Source organism: Mesorhizobium sp. B2-1-3A, assembly GCF_006442655.1.
In the GTDB taxonomy this organism is placed as follows: Bacteria; Pseudomonadota; Alphaproteobacteria; order Rhizobiales; family Rhizobiaceae; genus Mesorhizobium.
The window spans coordinates 434,270-449,365 of the sequence record NZ_VFWK01000003.1 but is presented as its reverse complement, the minus strand read 5'-3'; the positions used below and the strand labels follow the sequence as shown (position 1 = coordinate 449,365).

Genomic DNA, 15,096 nt, shown 5'->3' with positions numbered 1-15,096 from the left:
GTCGGATATGCGCCGCCCGAAGCCGTCGCCTGTTTTGCAATATGGTGGAAGGGGTGACGTTGATGCAACCCGCAGGCCGCGAAAATCGACGGTGCGGCGGCAAATACTCGGCCGGCGGCTGAAAAGCCGCCGGCCTGCCGGAAGTCCCGCGATGTTGTCGCCCGGTTTCGCGCTAGTCTGCCGCCGGCGATCAGGCGGCCCGCAGCAAGGCCTCGATCTCGAATATGGCGTGGTTGGTCAGCGTCTTGGGAATTTCGGCGGCCACTTTGCCCTCGACCTCCTTGTGCAATTTCTTGCGCATGGTCCCTAGCACCATTGGCGGCGCGACAAGGACGATCTCGTCGAATGCCCCGCCATGCGCGAGCTTGTAGAGCCGGGCGGCAATGTCATCGGCGAAGCGTTCCTTGCCGATCCGGTGCCAGTCCGTCTCCTCGACGGCGCTGCGATGCACAGACGGGCCGTCATTGTACCGGCCTGGACTGTCGGTCCCCTGTTCGCGGGTGGGCGGATTGTCCTGCTCCATCATCTGCACGACCTCAAGGTTGGGAAACTTGTTGTCGCCGATATTCTTGAGGAAGAGCGCTTTTTCGCCATCGGCCACCATGATCCAGATGCCGTGCTTCAGCTTGATCGTGCCCATGATGACGGGTTCCTTTCTCTGCTGCATGATGCCCTGCGCGGCACTCCGCCGCGGTTTCGGTTTTGGATGGCGGGCGAGATGGGAACGCCTTGCGAAGCGGTAATGTTCCCACCGCCAAGGTCTGTTGAACGCCCGCTGCCCGAGGCCGAAGGTTGAGAATTGTTGGCTGGCGGCTTTAATCTACTAAATTGGTAGAAATTAGAAAAAACTGTTTTGCGAGATAGCGAGCCGGCGGCTAAAAAGACCTGAAATCAAGGCCTGCTTCAGCGACTTGAGTTCGCCCACACCCAGGATGTGGAATATTTTTCTCCTGCCTTTCGCAGTTGCGAAAAAGCGATTGCCTGCCATCACAGGATGCGCGAGTGCTTTGCTTCTGGTTTTTCGCGCCCGGGCGTAAAACTGCGACACTGTTCCCGGATTGCTTTTCACATGCCGCAGGCCAATGCCAAGCTCAATGCCTTCCCCGTCTTCGTGCGGGTCGAGGGCGAAGCCGTGGCCATTGTCGGCGGCGGTGAGGAAGCCCTGGCCAAAGCACGGCTGATCGGACAGTCGAGCGCGGTCTTGCGCATCATCACCGAAAATGCCGAGCCGGAACTGCTCGCCTTCATCGCTCAGTCCGGCGCCAGCCATGTCGCGGCGGCTTACGATGCCTCGCAGCTCGACGGCGCGGTCATGGTATTTGCCGCCAGCGGCGACGAGACGCTCGACCGCCGCGTCGCCGCCGATGCGCGCAAACTGGGCATTCCGGTCAATGCCGTCGACCGGCCGGAGCTCTGCGATTTCTTCACCCCGGCGCTCGTCAACCGCGCGCCGGTCGCCATCGCGATTGGCACCGAGGGTGCGGGCCCGGTGCTGGCCCAGATGCTGCGTGGCCGCATCGACCAGATGCTGTCGCCGTCGCTTGGATCGCTGGCGACGCTTGCCGCTTCACTGCGCGGTGCCGCCGAGAAATTGCTGCCGAAAGGCAATGCCCGCCGACGCTTCTGGAGCAGTTTTTTCCAAGGTGCGCCTGCCCATGCCGTGGAAGCCGGCCAGTTGTCGCGGGCGCATGACGCCGCCGTGGATCTTCTGTTGTCGAACGCACCGGCTTCGGGCCACATCGCCCTGGTGGGCGCCGGTCCGGGTGCCGAGGACCTTCTGACGCTGCGGGCGCACCGCCTGCTGATGGAAGCCGACGTCATCGTCCATGACGCGCTGGTGCCGGAGGCGGTGGTTGCGATGGGCCGCCGCGATGCCGAGCGCCTGGGTGTCGGCAAACGCAAGGGCTGCCACACCAAGAGCCAGGCCGAGATCAACGCGCTGCTGGTCGAGCTCGGCCGGGAGGGCAAGCGCGTCGTGCGGCTGAAGTCGGGCGATCCGCTGGTGTTCGGCCGCGCCGGCGAGGAGATGGCGGCGCTGCGCGATGCCGGCATCGCCTATGAGGTGGTTCCCGGTGTCACCGCGGCCTTCGCCGCCGCCGCCGATTTCGAACTGCCGCTCACCTTGCGCGGAGTGTCCTCGTCGATGGTGTTCACCACCGGCCACGACCTCAAGGGCAATTCGTTGCCCGACTGGGCCAAGCTTGCGATTTCCGGCGCCACCGTTGCCGTTTATATGGGCCGCTCGGTCGCGGCCGAAGTCGCCGGCCGCCTGATCGAGGCCGGGCTGTCGCCGGACACGGCGGTCGCGGTGGTCGAGAATGCCAGCCTTGCCAACCGGCGCCGCTTCCACGGCACGCTGGCCGACCTGCCATCGCTGGAAGCGCGTGGCGATCTTTCCGGGCCGGTCATGACCATTATCGGCGATGCCGTCGCCGGCGCCAATTTCGAGCGGTCCGAGCCGCTCGCGGCACACAAACATGCGGGTGCGGCAACCGCTGCCACTGAGAGAGTTCAGCCATGAAGATACTGACCGCCAACCGCCTGACCGATGGCATCGCCGTCTGGTACGCCGATGGCGGCTGGGCCGAGACGGTGGGCCATGCGGACCTTGCTCATGACAAGGCTGCCGAGGACCGCCTGGAGGCGATCGGCGCCAAGGCCTATGCCGACAATGAAGTGGTCGACGTCAATCTGATCGACGCGGACGTCGTCGACGGCGTGGTCGAGCCGGTGCGATTGCGCGAGAAGATCCGCGCCGCCGGGCCGACCATTCGCGGCGATCTCGGCAAGCAGGCCGAGCGGGCCGCATAGCCAGGAATTAGATGAAACGGGCGGACGCGCCCTGAAAGACGAAGCATGTACCGTTACGATGAGTTCGACCACGATTTTGTCCAGGCCCGCGTCGCCGAGTTCAGCGACCAGGTCCAGCGCCGGCTGTCCGGAGAGATATCAGAGGACCAGTTCCGGCCGCTCAGGCTGATGAACGGCGTCTACCTGCAGCTGCACGCCTACATGCTGCGCATCGCGGTGCCCTATGGCACGCTGAACAGCAAGCAGTTGCGCATGCTTGGCCACATCGCCCGCAAGTACGACAAGGGCTACGGCCATTTCACCACACGCCAGAACATCCAGTTCAACTGGCCGGCGCTGTCGGACATTCCGGCGATCCTGGCTGATCTGGCAAGCGTCGAGATGCATGCCATCCAGACCAGCGGCAACTGCATCCGCAATGTCACCGCCGATCATTTCGCCGGTGCCGCGGCCGACGAAGCCGCCGACCCGCGCCCCTATGCGGAAATCCTGCGGCAATGGTCGTCGGTGCATCCGGAATTCTCGTTCCTGCCCAGGAAATTCAAGATCGCGGTGACCGGTGCCGAGCGCGACCGCGCCGCCATCCAGACCCATGATATCGGCCTGCACCTGAAGAAGAACGCGGCCGGCGAGCTGGGCTTTGCCGTCTATATCGGTGGCGGCCAGGGCCGCACGCCGATGGTGGCAAGAAAGATCCGCGACTTCCTGCCGGAAGCCGACCTGCTATCCTACTGCACGGCGATCCTGCGCGTTTACAATCTCTATGGCCGCCGCGATAACAAGTACAAGGCGCGCATCAAGATCCTCGTCCACGAGACCGGCGTCGATGAGATCACCCGTCAGGTCGAGGCCGAGTGGCAGGAGCTGAAGGACGCCGAACTGAAGCTGCCGGAAGCCGACATCCGTGCCATCGAAGCCTATTTCGCGCCACCGGAACTGACCGAGCGGCCGAACGGCGACGCAGCGGTCAAGCTGGCGCGTCTCGATTCCAAGGGTTTCTCGGAATGGCTCGACCAGAACGTGGTGACCCACCGCCATCCCGACTACGCGGCGGTGACGATCTCGCTCAAGGGCATCGGCGAGGTGCCGGGCGATGCGTCGGACAGCCAGATGGAAGCGGTCGCCGACATCGCCGAAAAATATGCCTTCGACGAGCTGCGCGTCAGCCATGAGCAGAACCTGATCCTGCCGCATGTTGCGCGCGCCGACCTCAAGGCGGTCTACGACGCGCTGGTCGATATCGGGCTGGCGACAGCCAATTCCAATTTGATATCCGACATCATCTCGTGCCCGGGCCTCGACTATTGCGCGCTGGCGACGGCACGCTCGATCCCGATCGCGCAGGAAATCTCGCAACGCTTTGCCTCGCTTGAACGGCAGCGCGAAATCGGCGAGTTGAAGCTGAAGATCTCCGGCTGCATCAATGCCTGCGGCCATCACCATGTGGGCCATATCGGCATTCTCGGCGTCGAGAAGAAGGGCTCCGAACTCTATCAGGTGACGCTGGGCGGCTCGGCCGACGAAAACACGTCGGTCGGCGAGATCATCGGCCGCGGCTTCTCGTCGGAAGAGATCACCGACGCCATCGAACAGATCGTCGAGACCTATCTCGGCCTTCGGCTCAACCCACAGGAAAAGTTCATCGACGCCTACCGCCGTGTCGGTCCCGCGCCGTTCAAGGAGGCGCTCTATGCTGGCGAAGCCAAGGCCGCTTGACCGTATCGCCGATGTCGATGACGGCGTCGCCGCCAAGGCGGCGGGGTTCGATGCGCTTTACGGTCATCTGAAGCCGCTCGAGATCATCGAACACTCGGTTCGCGAACTGTTTCACGACGAGATCGCCGCCGTGTCGTCATTCGGCGCGGACTCGGCTGTGTTGCTGCACATGATCGCCGAGATCGACCGGTCGCTGCCCGTCATCTTCCTCGATACCGGCAAGCATTTCGAGGAGACGCTCGGCTACCGCGACGCGCTCGTTGCCGATTTCGGGCTGACCAACATCCAGGTGATCAAGCCCGAGGAAGCAGCACTCGAGCGGATCGACCCGACAGGCAATCTGCACCAGAGCAGCACCGATGCCTGCTGCGATGTACGCAAGGTCGAGCCCTTGGCGCGCGGCGTGGCACCGTTCCGCGCCTGGTTGACCGGCCGCAAGCGCTTCCAGGCCTCGACGCGGGCTGCGCTGCCGGTGTTCGAGGCGGTCGGCGCGCGCATCCGCATCAATCCGCTGGCGCACTGGACGACATCGGACCAGGCCGACTACATGCGCGCCCATGTGCTGCGCGAAAATCCGCTGGTCGCCTATGGCTATCTGTCGATCGGCTGCTTTCCGTGCACGCAGCCCGTACAGCCGGGCGAGGACGCGCGCAGCGGCCGCTGGGCCGGTCACGCCAAGACCGAGTGCGGCATTCACCTGTCGGGGCTGGAGAAGTCGCTGACCGACGCATCCCTATAGGATATGCTGATAATCAGGTGAGGCTGGCCTTGCCAACGGCGGCTTGCCGCGCTTCCGGTGCTCACGTACTTCAACTACGCTCCGCTTCGGAAGCCGCCATTCTCGGTGCAGCCTGACCTCAGTCTCAACATCCTTGGCTCGTTTGAATATTTAGGAATTCTTGATGACCGAAACGACGACACCGGAGATCCGGCTCTGGACCCCGGAGGGGTTTCGCGAGGACGAGTGGGCTCATGCCGAGAATGCGGACGCGCTTTCCGGCAATGGCCGCTTCATCCTGTCGCTGCAGGCATTCCTCGACCTTGATCCGGAGGTGCGCCGGTCCGCCAAGGAGCGGCTCGGTGTCGTGTTGCAGCCAGGCGATCAGCTCGAGAAGATCGCCGACCTGCTCGACCAGCTGTCGCTGGTGGCGCTGGTCTTCCCGGCCTTCAGCGACGGGCGCTCCTTCTCCAAGGCCGAACTGCTGCGCAGCCGCTATCATTTCGAAGGTGCCGTTCGCGCCACCGGCCAGGTGCTGGTCGATCCCTTGCCGCATATGCTGCGCCTTGGTTTCGATGAGTTCGAGATCTCCAATCCCGTGCTGCTGAAACGCCTGGAGGAAGGCCGCACCGGCGGGCTGGGTCTTTACTATCAGCCAGCCGCCGTGCCGGAGCCCAAGGGCCCGAAATATTCCTGGCGGCGCCTTCGCAACAGCTGACGTTGCGGTAATTCCGCACGTCTTTACATAGGCCGTAATCGAGCTTTCTCTTGGTCATCCGGACGGAAACATCCGCCGGGTGCAAGGGAGGAAGTCATGGATTTCGACTATGTCATCGCCGGCGGTGGGTCCGCTGGCTGCACGCTTGCCGCGCGGCTGTCCGAAGATCCATCGAAAACGGTCTGCCTGATCGAAGCCGGCGGCACGGGCAGCAACCTGCTTGTCCGCGCGCCGGCAGGCATCATCGCCTTGTTGCCGGGCCGGCCGAAGATCAACAACTGGGCGTTCGAGACGGTGCCGCAGCAGGGGCTTGGCGGCCGCAAGGGCTACCAGCCGCGCGGCAAGGCGCTGGGCGGATCCAGCGCCATCAATGCCATGCTCTATACGCGCGGGCACCGCGGCGACTATGACGAATGGGCCGACCTCGGCTGCGACGGCTGGTCATGGGACGAGGTGCTGCCCTATTTCCGGCGGGCGGAAGGCAATCAACGCGGCGCTGATGCCCTGCATGGCGGTGACGGTCCGCTGCGGGTTGCCGAGCAGCAAGAGCCCCGTCCGCTCTCCCGGGCTTTTGTCGAGGCCTGCGGCGAAAACCAGATCCGCCGCAACGATGATTTCAACGGGGCCGAGCAGGAAGGTGCCGGACTTTATCAGGTGACGCAATTCTGGGGCGAACGCCGCAATGGCGAGCGCTGCTCGGCGGCCGCTGCCTATCTGCAACCGGCCATGAACAGGTCGAACCTCACCGTCATCACCGGAGCACATGCCACTGCGGTCATCCTCGACGGCAAGCGCGCCACCGGCGTGCGGTATCGCGCGGGGAAGGGCGAAGCCGTTGCGAAAGCAAGGCGCGAGGTGATCGTCTGTGGTGGCGCCTTCGGTTCGCCTCAGCTCCTGCTGCTGTCAGGCATTGGCCCGGCCGCCGAGCTTGCCATGCATGGTATTCCGCTCATCCATGAACTGCCCGGTGTTGGCAAGAACCTGCAGGACCACCTCGATTTCATCATGGGCTGGACGTCGAAGGATGCCGACATGATGGGCATCGGCTTGCGCGGCCTGCCTGGCCTGCTGCGGCACATGCTGCGCTGGCGGAAAGATGGGGGCGGGATGATCGCCACGCCCTATGCCGAAGGCGGCGCCTTCCTCAAATCCGATCCGGCGATGGAACGGCCCGACCTGCAACTGCATTTCTGCATCGCGATCGTCGATGATCATGGCCGCAAGCTACATATGGGATATGGCTTTTCCTGCCATGTCTGTGTGCTGCGGCCGCATTCGCGCGGCGAGGTCGGGCTGTCGACGCATGATCCCGTGGCACCACCGCGTATCGATCCACGCTTTCTTTCGGACGAACGCGACGCCGAGCTTTTGCTCAAGGGGGCCAGGATGATGCGCTCTATCCTGGAGGCACCGGCGCTGGCCAGATATCGCCACAAGGAAATCTACACCGCCGGTGTTTCGAGCGACGCGGAGTTGATGTCCCACATCCGTGCCCGCGCCGACACGATCTATCACCCGGCCGGCTCTTGCAAGATGGGCGTCGACGAGATGGCGGTGGTCGATCCGCAATTGCGGGTGCGCGGACTGCAGGGGTTGCGGGTCGTCGACGCCTCGGTGATGCCGACGCTGATCGGCGGCAACACCAACGCGCCGACAATCATGATCGCTGAAAAGGCGGCGGATATGATCAGGGCAGCCGCTTGACTCCGGTTCAGGCCGGCCCGGGATACTGTTTTCGTGCGTCATGAAGGGCTTGCTCCGCCCTCCGGGGAAGAAAACTGGTCATACCAATTGTGCGATTTGCGCTTTTCCTTTTGTCGTCCTGCCCTTAGGATAAGTCTATTATTTCACGACCCGAAATAAATGGGCCGCAAGGGAGGAACCGGGAATGGCTGGCAAGAAAATATTGATGCTCGTTGGCGAATTCAGCGAGGAATACGAGATTTTCGTCTTTGAACAGGCCATGCATGCCGTCGGCCACACCGTGCATGTCGTTTGCCCCGACAAGAAGGCCGGGGATGTGCTGAAGACCTCGCTGCACGACTTCGAGGGTCACCAGACCTACACGGAAAAGCCCGGCCACGACTATATCCTCAACAAGACGTTTTCCGAGGTGGATCCGGCCAAGTACGACGCCGTCTACGCAGCGGGCGGACGCGGTCCCGAATACATTCGCATCGACAAGCGCGTGCAGGCGCTGGTGCGGCATTTCCACGAGGCCGGCAAGCCTATCTTCACCATCTGCCATGGCGTGCAGATCCTGATTGCCGTCGACGGCGTGGTGCGGGGCAGGGAAGTCGCGGCGCTGCACTATTGTGAGCCGGAGGTGACGCTGGCCGGCGGCATCTACATCGATGTCGCGCCGACCGGTGCCCATGTCGATGGCAATCTCGTTTCAGCGAAGGGCTGGCCGGGCCTGTCCAACTTCATCCGGGAATGCCTGAAGGTGCTGGGCACCGAGATCCGCCACGGCGAGATCCTGATGCGCGACGAGCGCCAGGCAGCTTGATCAGGTGGCAGACTGTCGCGCCATGGCGCGGCAGTCTTCCTACGCCGCAGCTCGGGCCTCACGGAACGACACCAGCTTGCGACGGTTTTCGTCCCACAATGCCAGTTTGACGCAACGCAGGCTGTCGAGCAGCGTGACACGGCCAATGCCGCGCAGTTCCGGATAATCCCGCAACACTTCCTGCAGCCGGTAGCCCGGCACCTTGGCTGAGAGGTGATGGACGTGGTGGACGCCGATATTGCCAGTGAACCAGTTCAGCACCGGCGGCAGGTCGTAATAGGACGAGCCATGCAGGGCGGCATGCTGGAATTCCCAATCGTCATCCTTTGCCCATTCCGTCTCCTCGAACTGGTGCTGGACATAGAACAGCCAGATGCCGGCCGAGCCGGCGAGAACGACGATAGGTAAATGGACCACCAGGAACGCTCCGGGGCCGACGGCCCAGATGAGCAGGGCCGCCGCAAGCGCGATGGCGAGATTGGTGGTCATGGATGATACCCAGGGCGTCAAGCCGCCGCGCATCATGCCGACGGGCAGCCTTTGCGAAAAGATGAACAGCCAGATCGGTCCCAGACCGAACATCACCAGCGGGTGGCGATAGAGACGATAGCCAAGGCGCCCGCGCCAGGACAATCCGCGATATTCGGCAACGGTCAACGTCAGGATGTCGCCCATGCCGCGCTCGTCGAGATTGCCGGCGCTGGCATGATGGGTCGCGTGGGCGCGGCGCCAGCAATCGTAGGGCGTCAGCGTCAGGACGCCGAGTGCGCGGCCGATCCAGTCGTCGGCATAGCGGTTGGCGAAGAAGGAGCCATGGCCGCAATCATGCTGGATCATGAAGATCCGCACCAGGAACCCGGCCGCCGGAAGGATCAGGACCAGCCCCCACCAATGGCCGTAGGCATAAGCGGCCGCGGACATGGCCCAGAGCGTGGCGAAAGGAATGAGGGTGATCGCGAGTTCGACGGCGCTGCGCCGCCGGTCCGGCTTCTTGTAGCGCGCCAGGATCTTCAGCCAGGCCCGCTTGCTGTTGGCGGCCGCGTCGGGGGAAATCATGTTCATCAGGAAGCATAGTCGGAGGCGCTCCCCTCCCGCAAGATGGCAGTCACGCGAAATTACTGTGTGTAATTGTCGCGCGACACGCCATTCCTGCCTGGTCTTCCAAATTCCGCAATGCGCGGAGGCCGGCCAGGTGGCTATCGGCGGCCGCCACCAAGGCTGTTTCTCTCCAGCCGGTCCAGCCGGTCAAGCAACTCGCTGAATCGGTTGGGAATGTCGGCTTCGGTGCGGAAAGAAGGCAAGGTACGCAGAAAGCGTGTCATCGCCTCGGCACCGAACTGGCGCCTGACTTCGGTGGCGAGCTTTTCTCCTTTTTCTGCCTTGTCGCGAGTCATCATTTCAAAATCCTGTGTCGGCTTCGAAACTCCTCCAGCAAGGGAATGGTTCCCGCATCACGCTTCTGTGGCAAGCGAAGCCGGCAGGTAAGGTAAAGTTTGAATTAAAATCGAAGTAACGCCATTGGTCACGGTTCAGGCCGGTCCGGTGGCTTACCCCTTGATTTTTGGCCGCCAAACCTCGATATCGGGCTCAAAATCCATACCATTCGAGATGACGGGAAACGGCGATGAGCGACCAGGCAAAAGACGAACGCGCGCCCAGTGAAGTCGAGGCGGCAGAGGCCAATGCCGAGCGCACGGAAGGCAGTATCGACGGCGATTATGAAGCGCTTGTGCGGCTGCTGAAGGAAAATGAGGAGCTGAAGGACCGCGCGCTGCGCGTCGCGGCCGAGATGGAGAACCTGCGCCGCCGCACCGCACGCGACGTGCATGACGCGCGCACCTATGCGGTTGCGAATTTCGCCCGCGACATGCTGTCGGTGTCGGACAATCTGCGCCGCGCACTGGACGCCATTCCCGCCGAGGCCAAGGCGTCGGGTGATGCCGGCTTCAAGGCGCTCATCGAGGGCGTAGACCTGACCGAGCGCGCCATGCTGTCGGCACTGGAACGGCACGGGGTCAAGAAACTCGCGCCGGAAGGCGAAAAGTTCGATCCCAATTTCCACCAGGCAATGTTCGAAGTGCCCAATCCCGACGTTCCGGCCAACACGGTGGTCCAGGTCGTGCAGCCGGGCTATTCGATCGGCGAACGGGTGCTGCGCCCGGCCATGGTGGGCGTCGCCAAGGGTGGCCCGAAAATCGCCGCCGAGGCGCCGGTCGAGCCGGGGCCGGTGAATGAGCAGGCGGAGAAAGATGCCTGATAGGCAGTAGTCGGTAGGCAGTAGGCAGTAGGCAGTAGGCAGTAGGCAGTAGGCAGTAGGGGAAGTAAGGCAGTCGTATCAATCGCGCGGCTTCGTGCTATTCATACGTGCAAAGCCCTACTGCCTAACCCCTATTGCCTCATGCCCTTAAATCCCATCGCCCTTCTCGACTATGCCGGCGTTGCCGTTTTCGCGGCGACCGGGGCGTTGGCTGCGTCGCGCAAGCAACTCGACATTATCGGTTTCCTGTTCCTGGCCAGCGTCACCGGCATTGGCGGCGGCACGTTTCGCGACCTCATCCTCAATGTGCCGGTCTTCTGGGTGGGAAACCGCGACTATGTGCTCATCTGCGCTGTCGTTGCGGTCCTGGTCTTCTTCACCGGGCACCGTGTCGAATCCCGCTACAAGCTGCTGCTGTGGCTCGACGCCATCGGGCTGGCCGCCTTTTCGGTGATGGGCGCGGCAAGGGGCCTGGCAATCACCGGTTCGCCCGTGGTTTCGATCATCACCGGCATGCTGACCGCGACCTTTGGCGGCATATTGCGCGATCTCCTGGCCGGTGAGCCTTCCGTGCTGCTGCGGCCGGAAATCTACGTCACGGCGGCCCTGGCCGGCGCCGCCATCTTCACTCTGGGCGATGTCGCCGGATTGCCGCAGATTGTCTCGGGGTTGGCCGGCTTCGTCGTGGCGTTTGCCGTGCGCGGTGGCGCGCTGCGTTTTGGCTGGTCGTTTCCGTCGTACAGGAGCCGGCCGGGAAGGCGGCCGGAGGATATTCCGTGAGTGAGTAGGAAATAGTCAGTAGTCGATAGGCAGCCCGTGATGTCGCGGCGTAGCGTTCACTACTCACCGCTCACTTCAAGCCGCGAAACGCTGCGCTTCCCCGCCATAGTAGTTGACGTAGCGGGCGCCGATCTCCTTGACCGGCATCACCACGAACACGTCGACCGTCGAGAATTCACGGTCGATGACGCAGCCGTCGCCGATGCGGGCGCCGACCCTCAGATAGCCCTTGACCAGAGGCGGCATCGCCGCGATCGCCGCCTTGGCGTTGACCGCCTCGATCGGCATCAGGTCCATGGAGCAGTATCGATCGGAAACCGCGCGCACGTCCCAGGCGGAGTTGGTACGGCAGTGATGGGCAAGATAGGTCAGCGCCTCGGCATGCGCGGCCGGCACAGTGCCGTGGAAGGAAGCGCAGCCGGTCATCACGCCGATTTCGTAGTGATTGATGTAGGCCCAGATGCCTTGCCACAGCGCCTCGATGGTGCGCTTCGAGCGGTATTGCGGCAAAACACAGGAGCGGCCGAGTTCGAGAAAACGCTGGCCGGGATGGCGGGCGATGAGCTTGGTCAGCTCGAATTCGCCTTCGGAATAAAAGCCTCCGGCGGTGGCCGCGATTTCTTGCCGCAGCAGCCGATACGTGCCGACGATGCGACGATGTTCGGGGCCGGAAAGCGTGGTGTCCAAGACCAGAAGGTGATCGCAGAGCGGATCGAACCGGTCGGCGTCGCGGCGATCCTGCGCCTGGAACAGGTCCTTCCTGGCGCCAAGCTCGTCGTAAAATACCCGGTAGCGCACTTCCTGCGCGGCCGCGATCTCGGCCTCGTTGCGGGCGAGCCGCACTTCGAGGTTGCCTATACGGCCGAGCGCTGCGCCTTTTATGACGGAATCGACATTACGTCCGGCAAGCAAGGCGCTGCTGGCGTTCGGCCGAGTGTCACATTCCGGCATAACTGTATGCACGAGTGATTCTCCTTCGAGCCATCCCTCTTGGCACGGGGATACGGTGTAGGTGCAACAGGATTGTGACAGTACCGTGATACGGCGTCGCGGGCAATACTTCGTCGGCTGGCGAAAACGGTCAACCGGCTACGTTAGATGAGAAGACATGAAGCGTGTCGCGCCTACGCGGGCCGCGATGCCGTGCTTCAGGCTCCTTGTTTTCATGCATGTCCTCCCGGCAAAACCGGGGTCACTTTTGGTTGACATGCATCGGACGCGGGCCAGAAAACCGGTTCAAGCGGCGACCTGGCCCTCGACGGCGTTGACCAGCGCATCGGGGTCGAGCGGCTTGGTGACGAAGCCGCTGGCGCCGTGGGCGAGCACCGCATGGCGGGTCTTTTCCTGGCTGTCGGCCGACAGCACCATGATCGGCACCGGCGGGACCGACATTTCCTCCTCATGGCGGCGTATCGCGGCAATCGCGTCCAGCCCATCCATGACCGGCATGTGCAGGTCCATCAGCACCACGTCGAAGCGATGCTTGTGCCCGGCGCTGGTGACGGCCTCGACGGCGGCCTTGCCATTGCCGACCACCTTGACGCGGTGCCCTGCCTTCAACAGCGTGGCGCGGGCCAGCATGGCATTGATGTCGTTGTCCTCGGCGATCAGCACGGACAGGCCCTGCTGTCGGTCGGTCGAGGTGCGGAGCGCCGGGGCGCGGCGCTTTTCCGGCTGCGGCTGCGCAAGCGCCGGCCCATGGCTGGTCAAAAGGACACGTAAAAGTGTTCCCCCACGCACCGGCCGCGCAAGGAACGTTGCGTAGCCGCTGGCGCGGAACTCGCCAAGCATGCCGCGGTCCGTCGGCGCTATCAGCGTGACGGCTTCGCAATCGGAAAAGCCGCTTAGGCGCAGCCGCCTGAGCAGCCTCCCATCGCTTTCTTCCATGGCGGCGTCGACCAGGAGCACGTCACAGCCGTCGGCCAGGGACGCGGCCTGCGCCACGGTGGCGGCGATACCGGCCGTACCGCCATTGGCGCGGATGGTGCGGGCGATGGCGTCGGCCTCGACGGCGTTCCTGGACAGGATCACCGCGTGCCTGCCGGCAAGCGCATTCTGCCGGCCTTGCGGCGCGTCGGTGGCCTCCGTGGCCGGGATTTCGAAGACGAATTCCGACCCTTGGCCAAGCCGGCTGGAGACCGAAATCGTGCCGCCCATGGCAGTCACCAGGCGCTTGGAGATGGCAAGTCCCAGTCCCGCCCCGCCATGCGTGCGCGTCGAGGTGCCGTCGGCCTGCTCGAACTCCTCGAAAATGCGCTCCATGTCCTCGTCGCGCAGGCCGGGACCGGTGTCGGCGATGGTGAAGCAGATGCGATCGCTGGTCTCGGTGCGGGCGCGCGCGACGCTGACCAGCACGCCGCCGCTGTCGGTGAACTTGATGGCGTTGCCGATGAGGTTGAGCAACACCTGCCTGACCCGGCCCGGGTCGGCGGTGATCATCTGCGGAACATCCGGCTCGACATGGCAGCCGAGGCCGATATCCTTGGCGAAGGCGCGCGCGGCGAGCAATTCGATAATGTTGTCGGCGATCTCGCGCACCGACATCGGCTGTGGTTCCGGATCGAAGCGACCGGCCTCGATCTTGGAATAGTCGAGCAGGTCCTCGATCAGGGCGAGCAAGGCACTGGCCGAGGTCGAGATGGCGCCGACATAGGTCTGCTGCTCCGGCGACAGGCTGGTGTCGGCGAGCAGCCTGGCCATGCCCATGATGCCGTTCATCGGCGTGCGGATTTCATGGCTGACGGTGGCGAGAAAGCGCGATTTCGCCTGGCTTGCGAATTCGGCTCTTTCGCGCGCGGTGATCAGCGAGGATTCGGCGCGCTTGCGGGCTGTGATGTCGCGGGCGATGGCGCGATGCGAAACTGCGCCGCTGTCCTTGTCGCGCACCGACAGTTCGATCCACGAGAACCAGCGCGAGCCACCCGGCGTGCGGATGGCGACATCGGTGGAACTCAGGCACTCGTGATCGGAAAAGGCGGCATCGGGAACGATGCCGACCTCGATGCCGAGTTCGGCCAGGGTCTTGCCGGCAAGATCGCGATGATCGGCTTCGACGAGATCGGCGAACACCTTGTTGGCATAGACGATATTGCCGTCGCGATCGCGATGGATGACGAGATCGCCAAGCGCGTCGATGAGACCGCGAAAGCGCTCCTCGCTTTCCTGCATTTCCCACATGCGGTCGGCGAGCGTCTCGATCTCGGCGCGGCTGCGGGCGGTGGTCTCGTCCAGCAGCACCACGGTGCGATGGACGCTGCGTCTGGCATGCAGATGCAGCGCAAGGCCGGCGAGGCCGGTTGCCAGCAATGCGAGGCTGATGAAGATCGGCGCCCCGGTCAGATGCGCAAGGCCGGCCAGTATCATGATGGCAACGAAGGTGAGCAGCGGCAGCCCTTCGCGCCTGGCCAATTGCTGCTCGGGCACCAGCGGCGGCGCGGCGATAAAGCGCCGCGCCGCCGTCGGCGCGGCCACCGCATCGACGTCGTCGCCCTTGCTTGCCTGCTGGCTGTCGGATTCCGCGATCATGCGAAACCCTTGCCAGACAGAGATTATGGAAAATTGCGGCGGATCGTTCGAATTTTAGCGGA

Annotated in this window: 15 protein-coding genes; 9 read left to right on the top strand and 6 right to left on the bottom strand. The window is 63.6% G+C overall.

Annotation, left to right across the window (positions count from 1 at the left end; translation table 11 throughout):
• Positions 1-190 precede the first annotated feature (190 nt).
• Together FJ977_RS13495 and FJ977_RS13490 are read right to left on the bottom strand one after the other, a co-directional pair.
• Positions 191-640, bottom strand: coding sequence for a host attachment family protein (locus FJ977_RS13495; protein ID WP_140772791.1), 450 nt, complete (start codon positions 638-640; stop codon positions 191-193).
• Positions 641-838: 198 nt separating this feature from the next.
• Positions 839-1,069, bottom strand: coding sequence for a hypothetical protein (locus tag FJ977_RS13490; RefSeq protein ID WP_140772072.1), 231 nt, complete (start codon positions 1,067-1,069; stop codon positions 839-841).
• On the opposite strand from FJ977_RS13490, the gene cysG reads away from it, so the two are divergent.
• From cysG to FJ977_RS13455, 7 genes are all read left to right on the top strand, one after another.
• A complete protein-coding gene (gene cysG, locus FJ977_RS13485; RefSeq protein ID WP_140772070.1) occupies positions 1,070-2,521 on the top strand; it encodes a siroheme synthase CysG in 1,452 nt (483 codons plus the stop codon).
• On the top strand, positions 2,518-2,811 hold the full coding sequence (locus tag FJ977_RS13480; RefSeq protein WP_140772068.1) for a DUF2849 domain-containing protein: 294 nt from the start codon (positions 2,518-2,520) through the stop codon (positions 2,809-2,811). Before cysG ends, FJ977_RS13480 begins: the two co-directional genes overlap by 4 nt.
• Before the next feature lie 45 nt (positions 2,812-2,856).
• Positions 2,857-4,527, top strand: a complete 1,671-nt coding sequence (locus FJ977_RS13475; protein ID WP_140772067.1) for a nitrite/sulfite reductase — start codon at positions 2,857-2,859, stop codon at positions 4,525-4,527.
• The gene (locus FJ977_RS13470; RefSeq protein WP_140772065.1) at positions 4,502-5,266 is read left to right on the top strand and encodes a phosphoadenylyl-sulfate reductase; all 765 of its coding nucleotides are present in this window, start codon (positions 4,502-4,504) and stop codon (positions 5,264-5,266) included. Before FJ977_RS13475 ends, FJ977_RS13470 begins: the two co-directional genes overlap by 26 nt.
• A 163-nt stretch (positions 5,267-5,429) precedes the next feature.
• Positions 5,430-5,963, top strand: coding sequence for a DUF934 domain-containing protein (locus FJ977_RS13465; protein ID WP_140772063.1), 534 nt, complete (start codon positions 5,430-5,432; stop codon positions 5,961-5,963).
• A gap of 96 nt (positions 5,964-6,059) precedes the next feature.
• Positions 6,060-7,667: a GMC family oxidoreductase N-terminal domain-containing protein gene (locus tag FJ977_RS13460; RefSeq protein ID WP_140772061.1), complete on the top strand. Its 1,608-nt coding sequence runs from the start codon at positions 6,060-6,062 to the stop codon at positions 7,665-7,667.
• Between the two features lie 184 nt (positions 7,668-7,851).
• The gene (locus FJ977_RS13455) at positions 7,852-8,472 is read left to right on the top strand and encodes a DJ-1/PfpI family protein (protein ID WP_140772059.1); all 621 of its coding nucleotides are present in this window, start codon (positions 7,852-7,854) and stop codon (positions 8,470-8,472) included.
• 39 nt (positions 8,473-8,511) lie between these two features.
• On the opposite strand, the gene FJ977_RS13450 is transcribed toward FJ977_RS13455, so the two are convergent.
• Together FJ977_RS13450 and FJ977_RS13445 are read right to left on the bottom strand one after the other, a co-directional pair.
• The gene (locus FJ977_RS13450; RefSeq protein ID WP_140772057.1) at positions 8,512-9,534 is read right to left on the bottom strand and encodes a fatty acid desaturase; all 1,023 of its coding nucleotides are present in this window, start codon (positions 9,532-9,534) and stop codon (positions 8,512-8,514) included.
• 134 nt (positions 9,535-9,668) lie between these two features.
• The gene (locus FJ977_RS13445; protein WP_140772055.1) at positions 9,669-9,869 is read right to left on the bottom strand and encodes a hypothetical protein; all 201 of its coding nucleotides are present in this window, start codon (positions 9,867-9,869) and stop codon (positions 9,669-9,671) included.
• Positions 9,870-10,096: 227 nt separating this feature from the next.
• On the opposite strand from FJ977_RS13445, the gene grpE reads away from it, so the two are divergent.
• Together grpE and FJ977_RS13435 are read left to right on the top strand one after the other, a co-directional pair.
• Entirely contained in the window at positions 10,097-10,729 is a 633-nt protein-coding gene (grpE, locus tag FJ977_RS13440; protein ID WP_056577811.1) for a nucleotide exchange factor GrpE, read from the top strand.
• 141 nt (positions 10,730-10,870) lie between these two features.
• Complete coding sequence (locus FJ977_RS13435; protein ID WP_140772054.1) at positions 10,871-11,509, top strand: trimeric intracellular cation channel family protein; 639 nt, start codon at positions 10,871-10,873, stop codon at positions 11,507-11,509.
• Positions 11,510-11,584: 75 nt separating this feature from the next.
• On the opposite strand, the gene FJ977_RS13430 is transcribed toward FJ977_RS13435, so the two are convergent.
• Both FJ977_RS13430 and FJ977_RS13425 read right to left on the bottom strand, forming a co-directional pair.
• Positions 11,585-12,460, bottom strand: a complete 876-nt coding sequence (locus FJ977_RS13430; RefSeq protein ID WP_056577807.1) for a GNAT family N-acetyltransferase — start codon at positions 12,458-12,460, stop codon at positions 11,585-11,587.
• Between the two features lie 285 nt (positions 12,461-12,745).
• Positions 12,746-15,034, bottom strand: a complete 2,289-nt coding sequence (locus FJ977_RS13425) for a PAS domain-containing hybrid sensor histidine kinase/response regulator (RefSeq protein ID WP_140772052.1) — start codon at positions 15,032-15,034, stop codon at positions 12,746-12,748.
• Between the last annotated feature and the right edge of the window lie 62 nt (positions 15,035-15,096).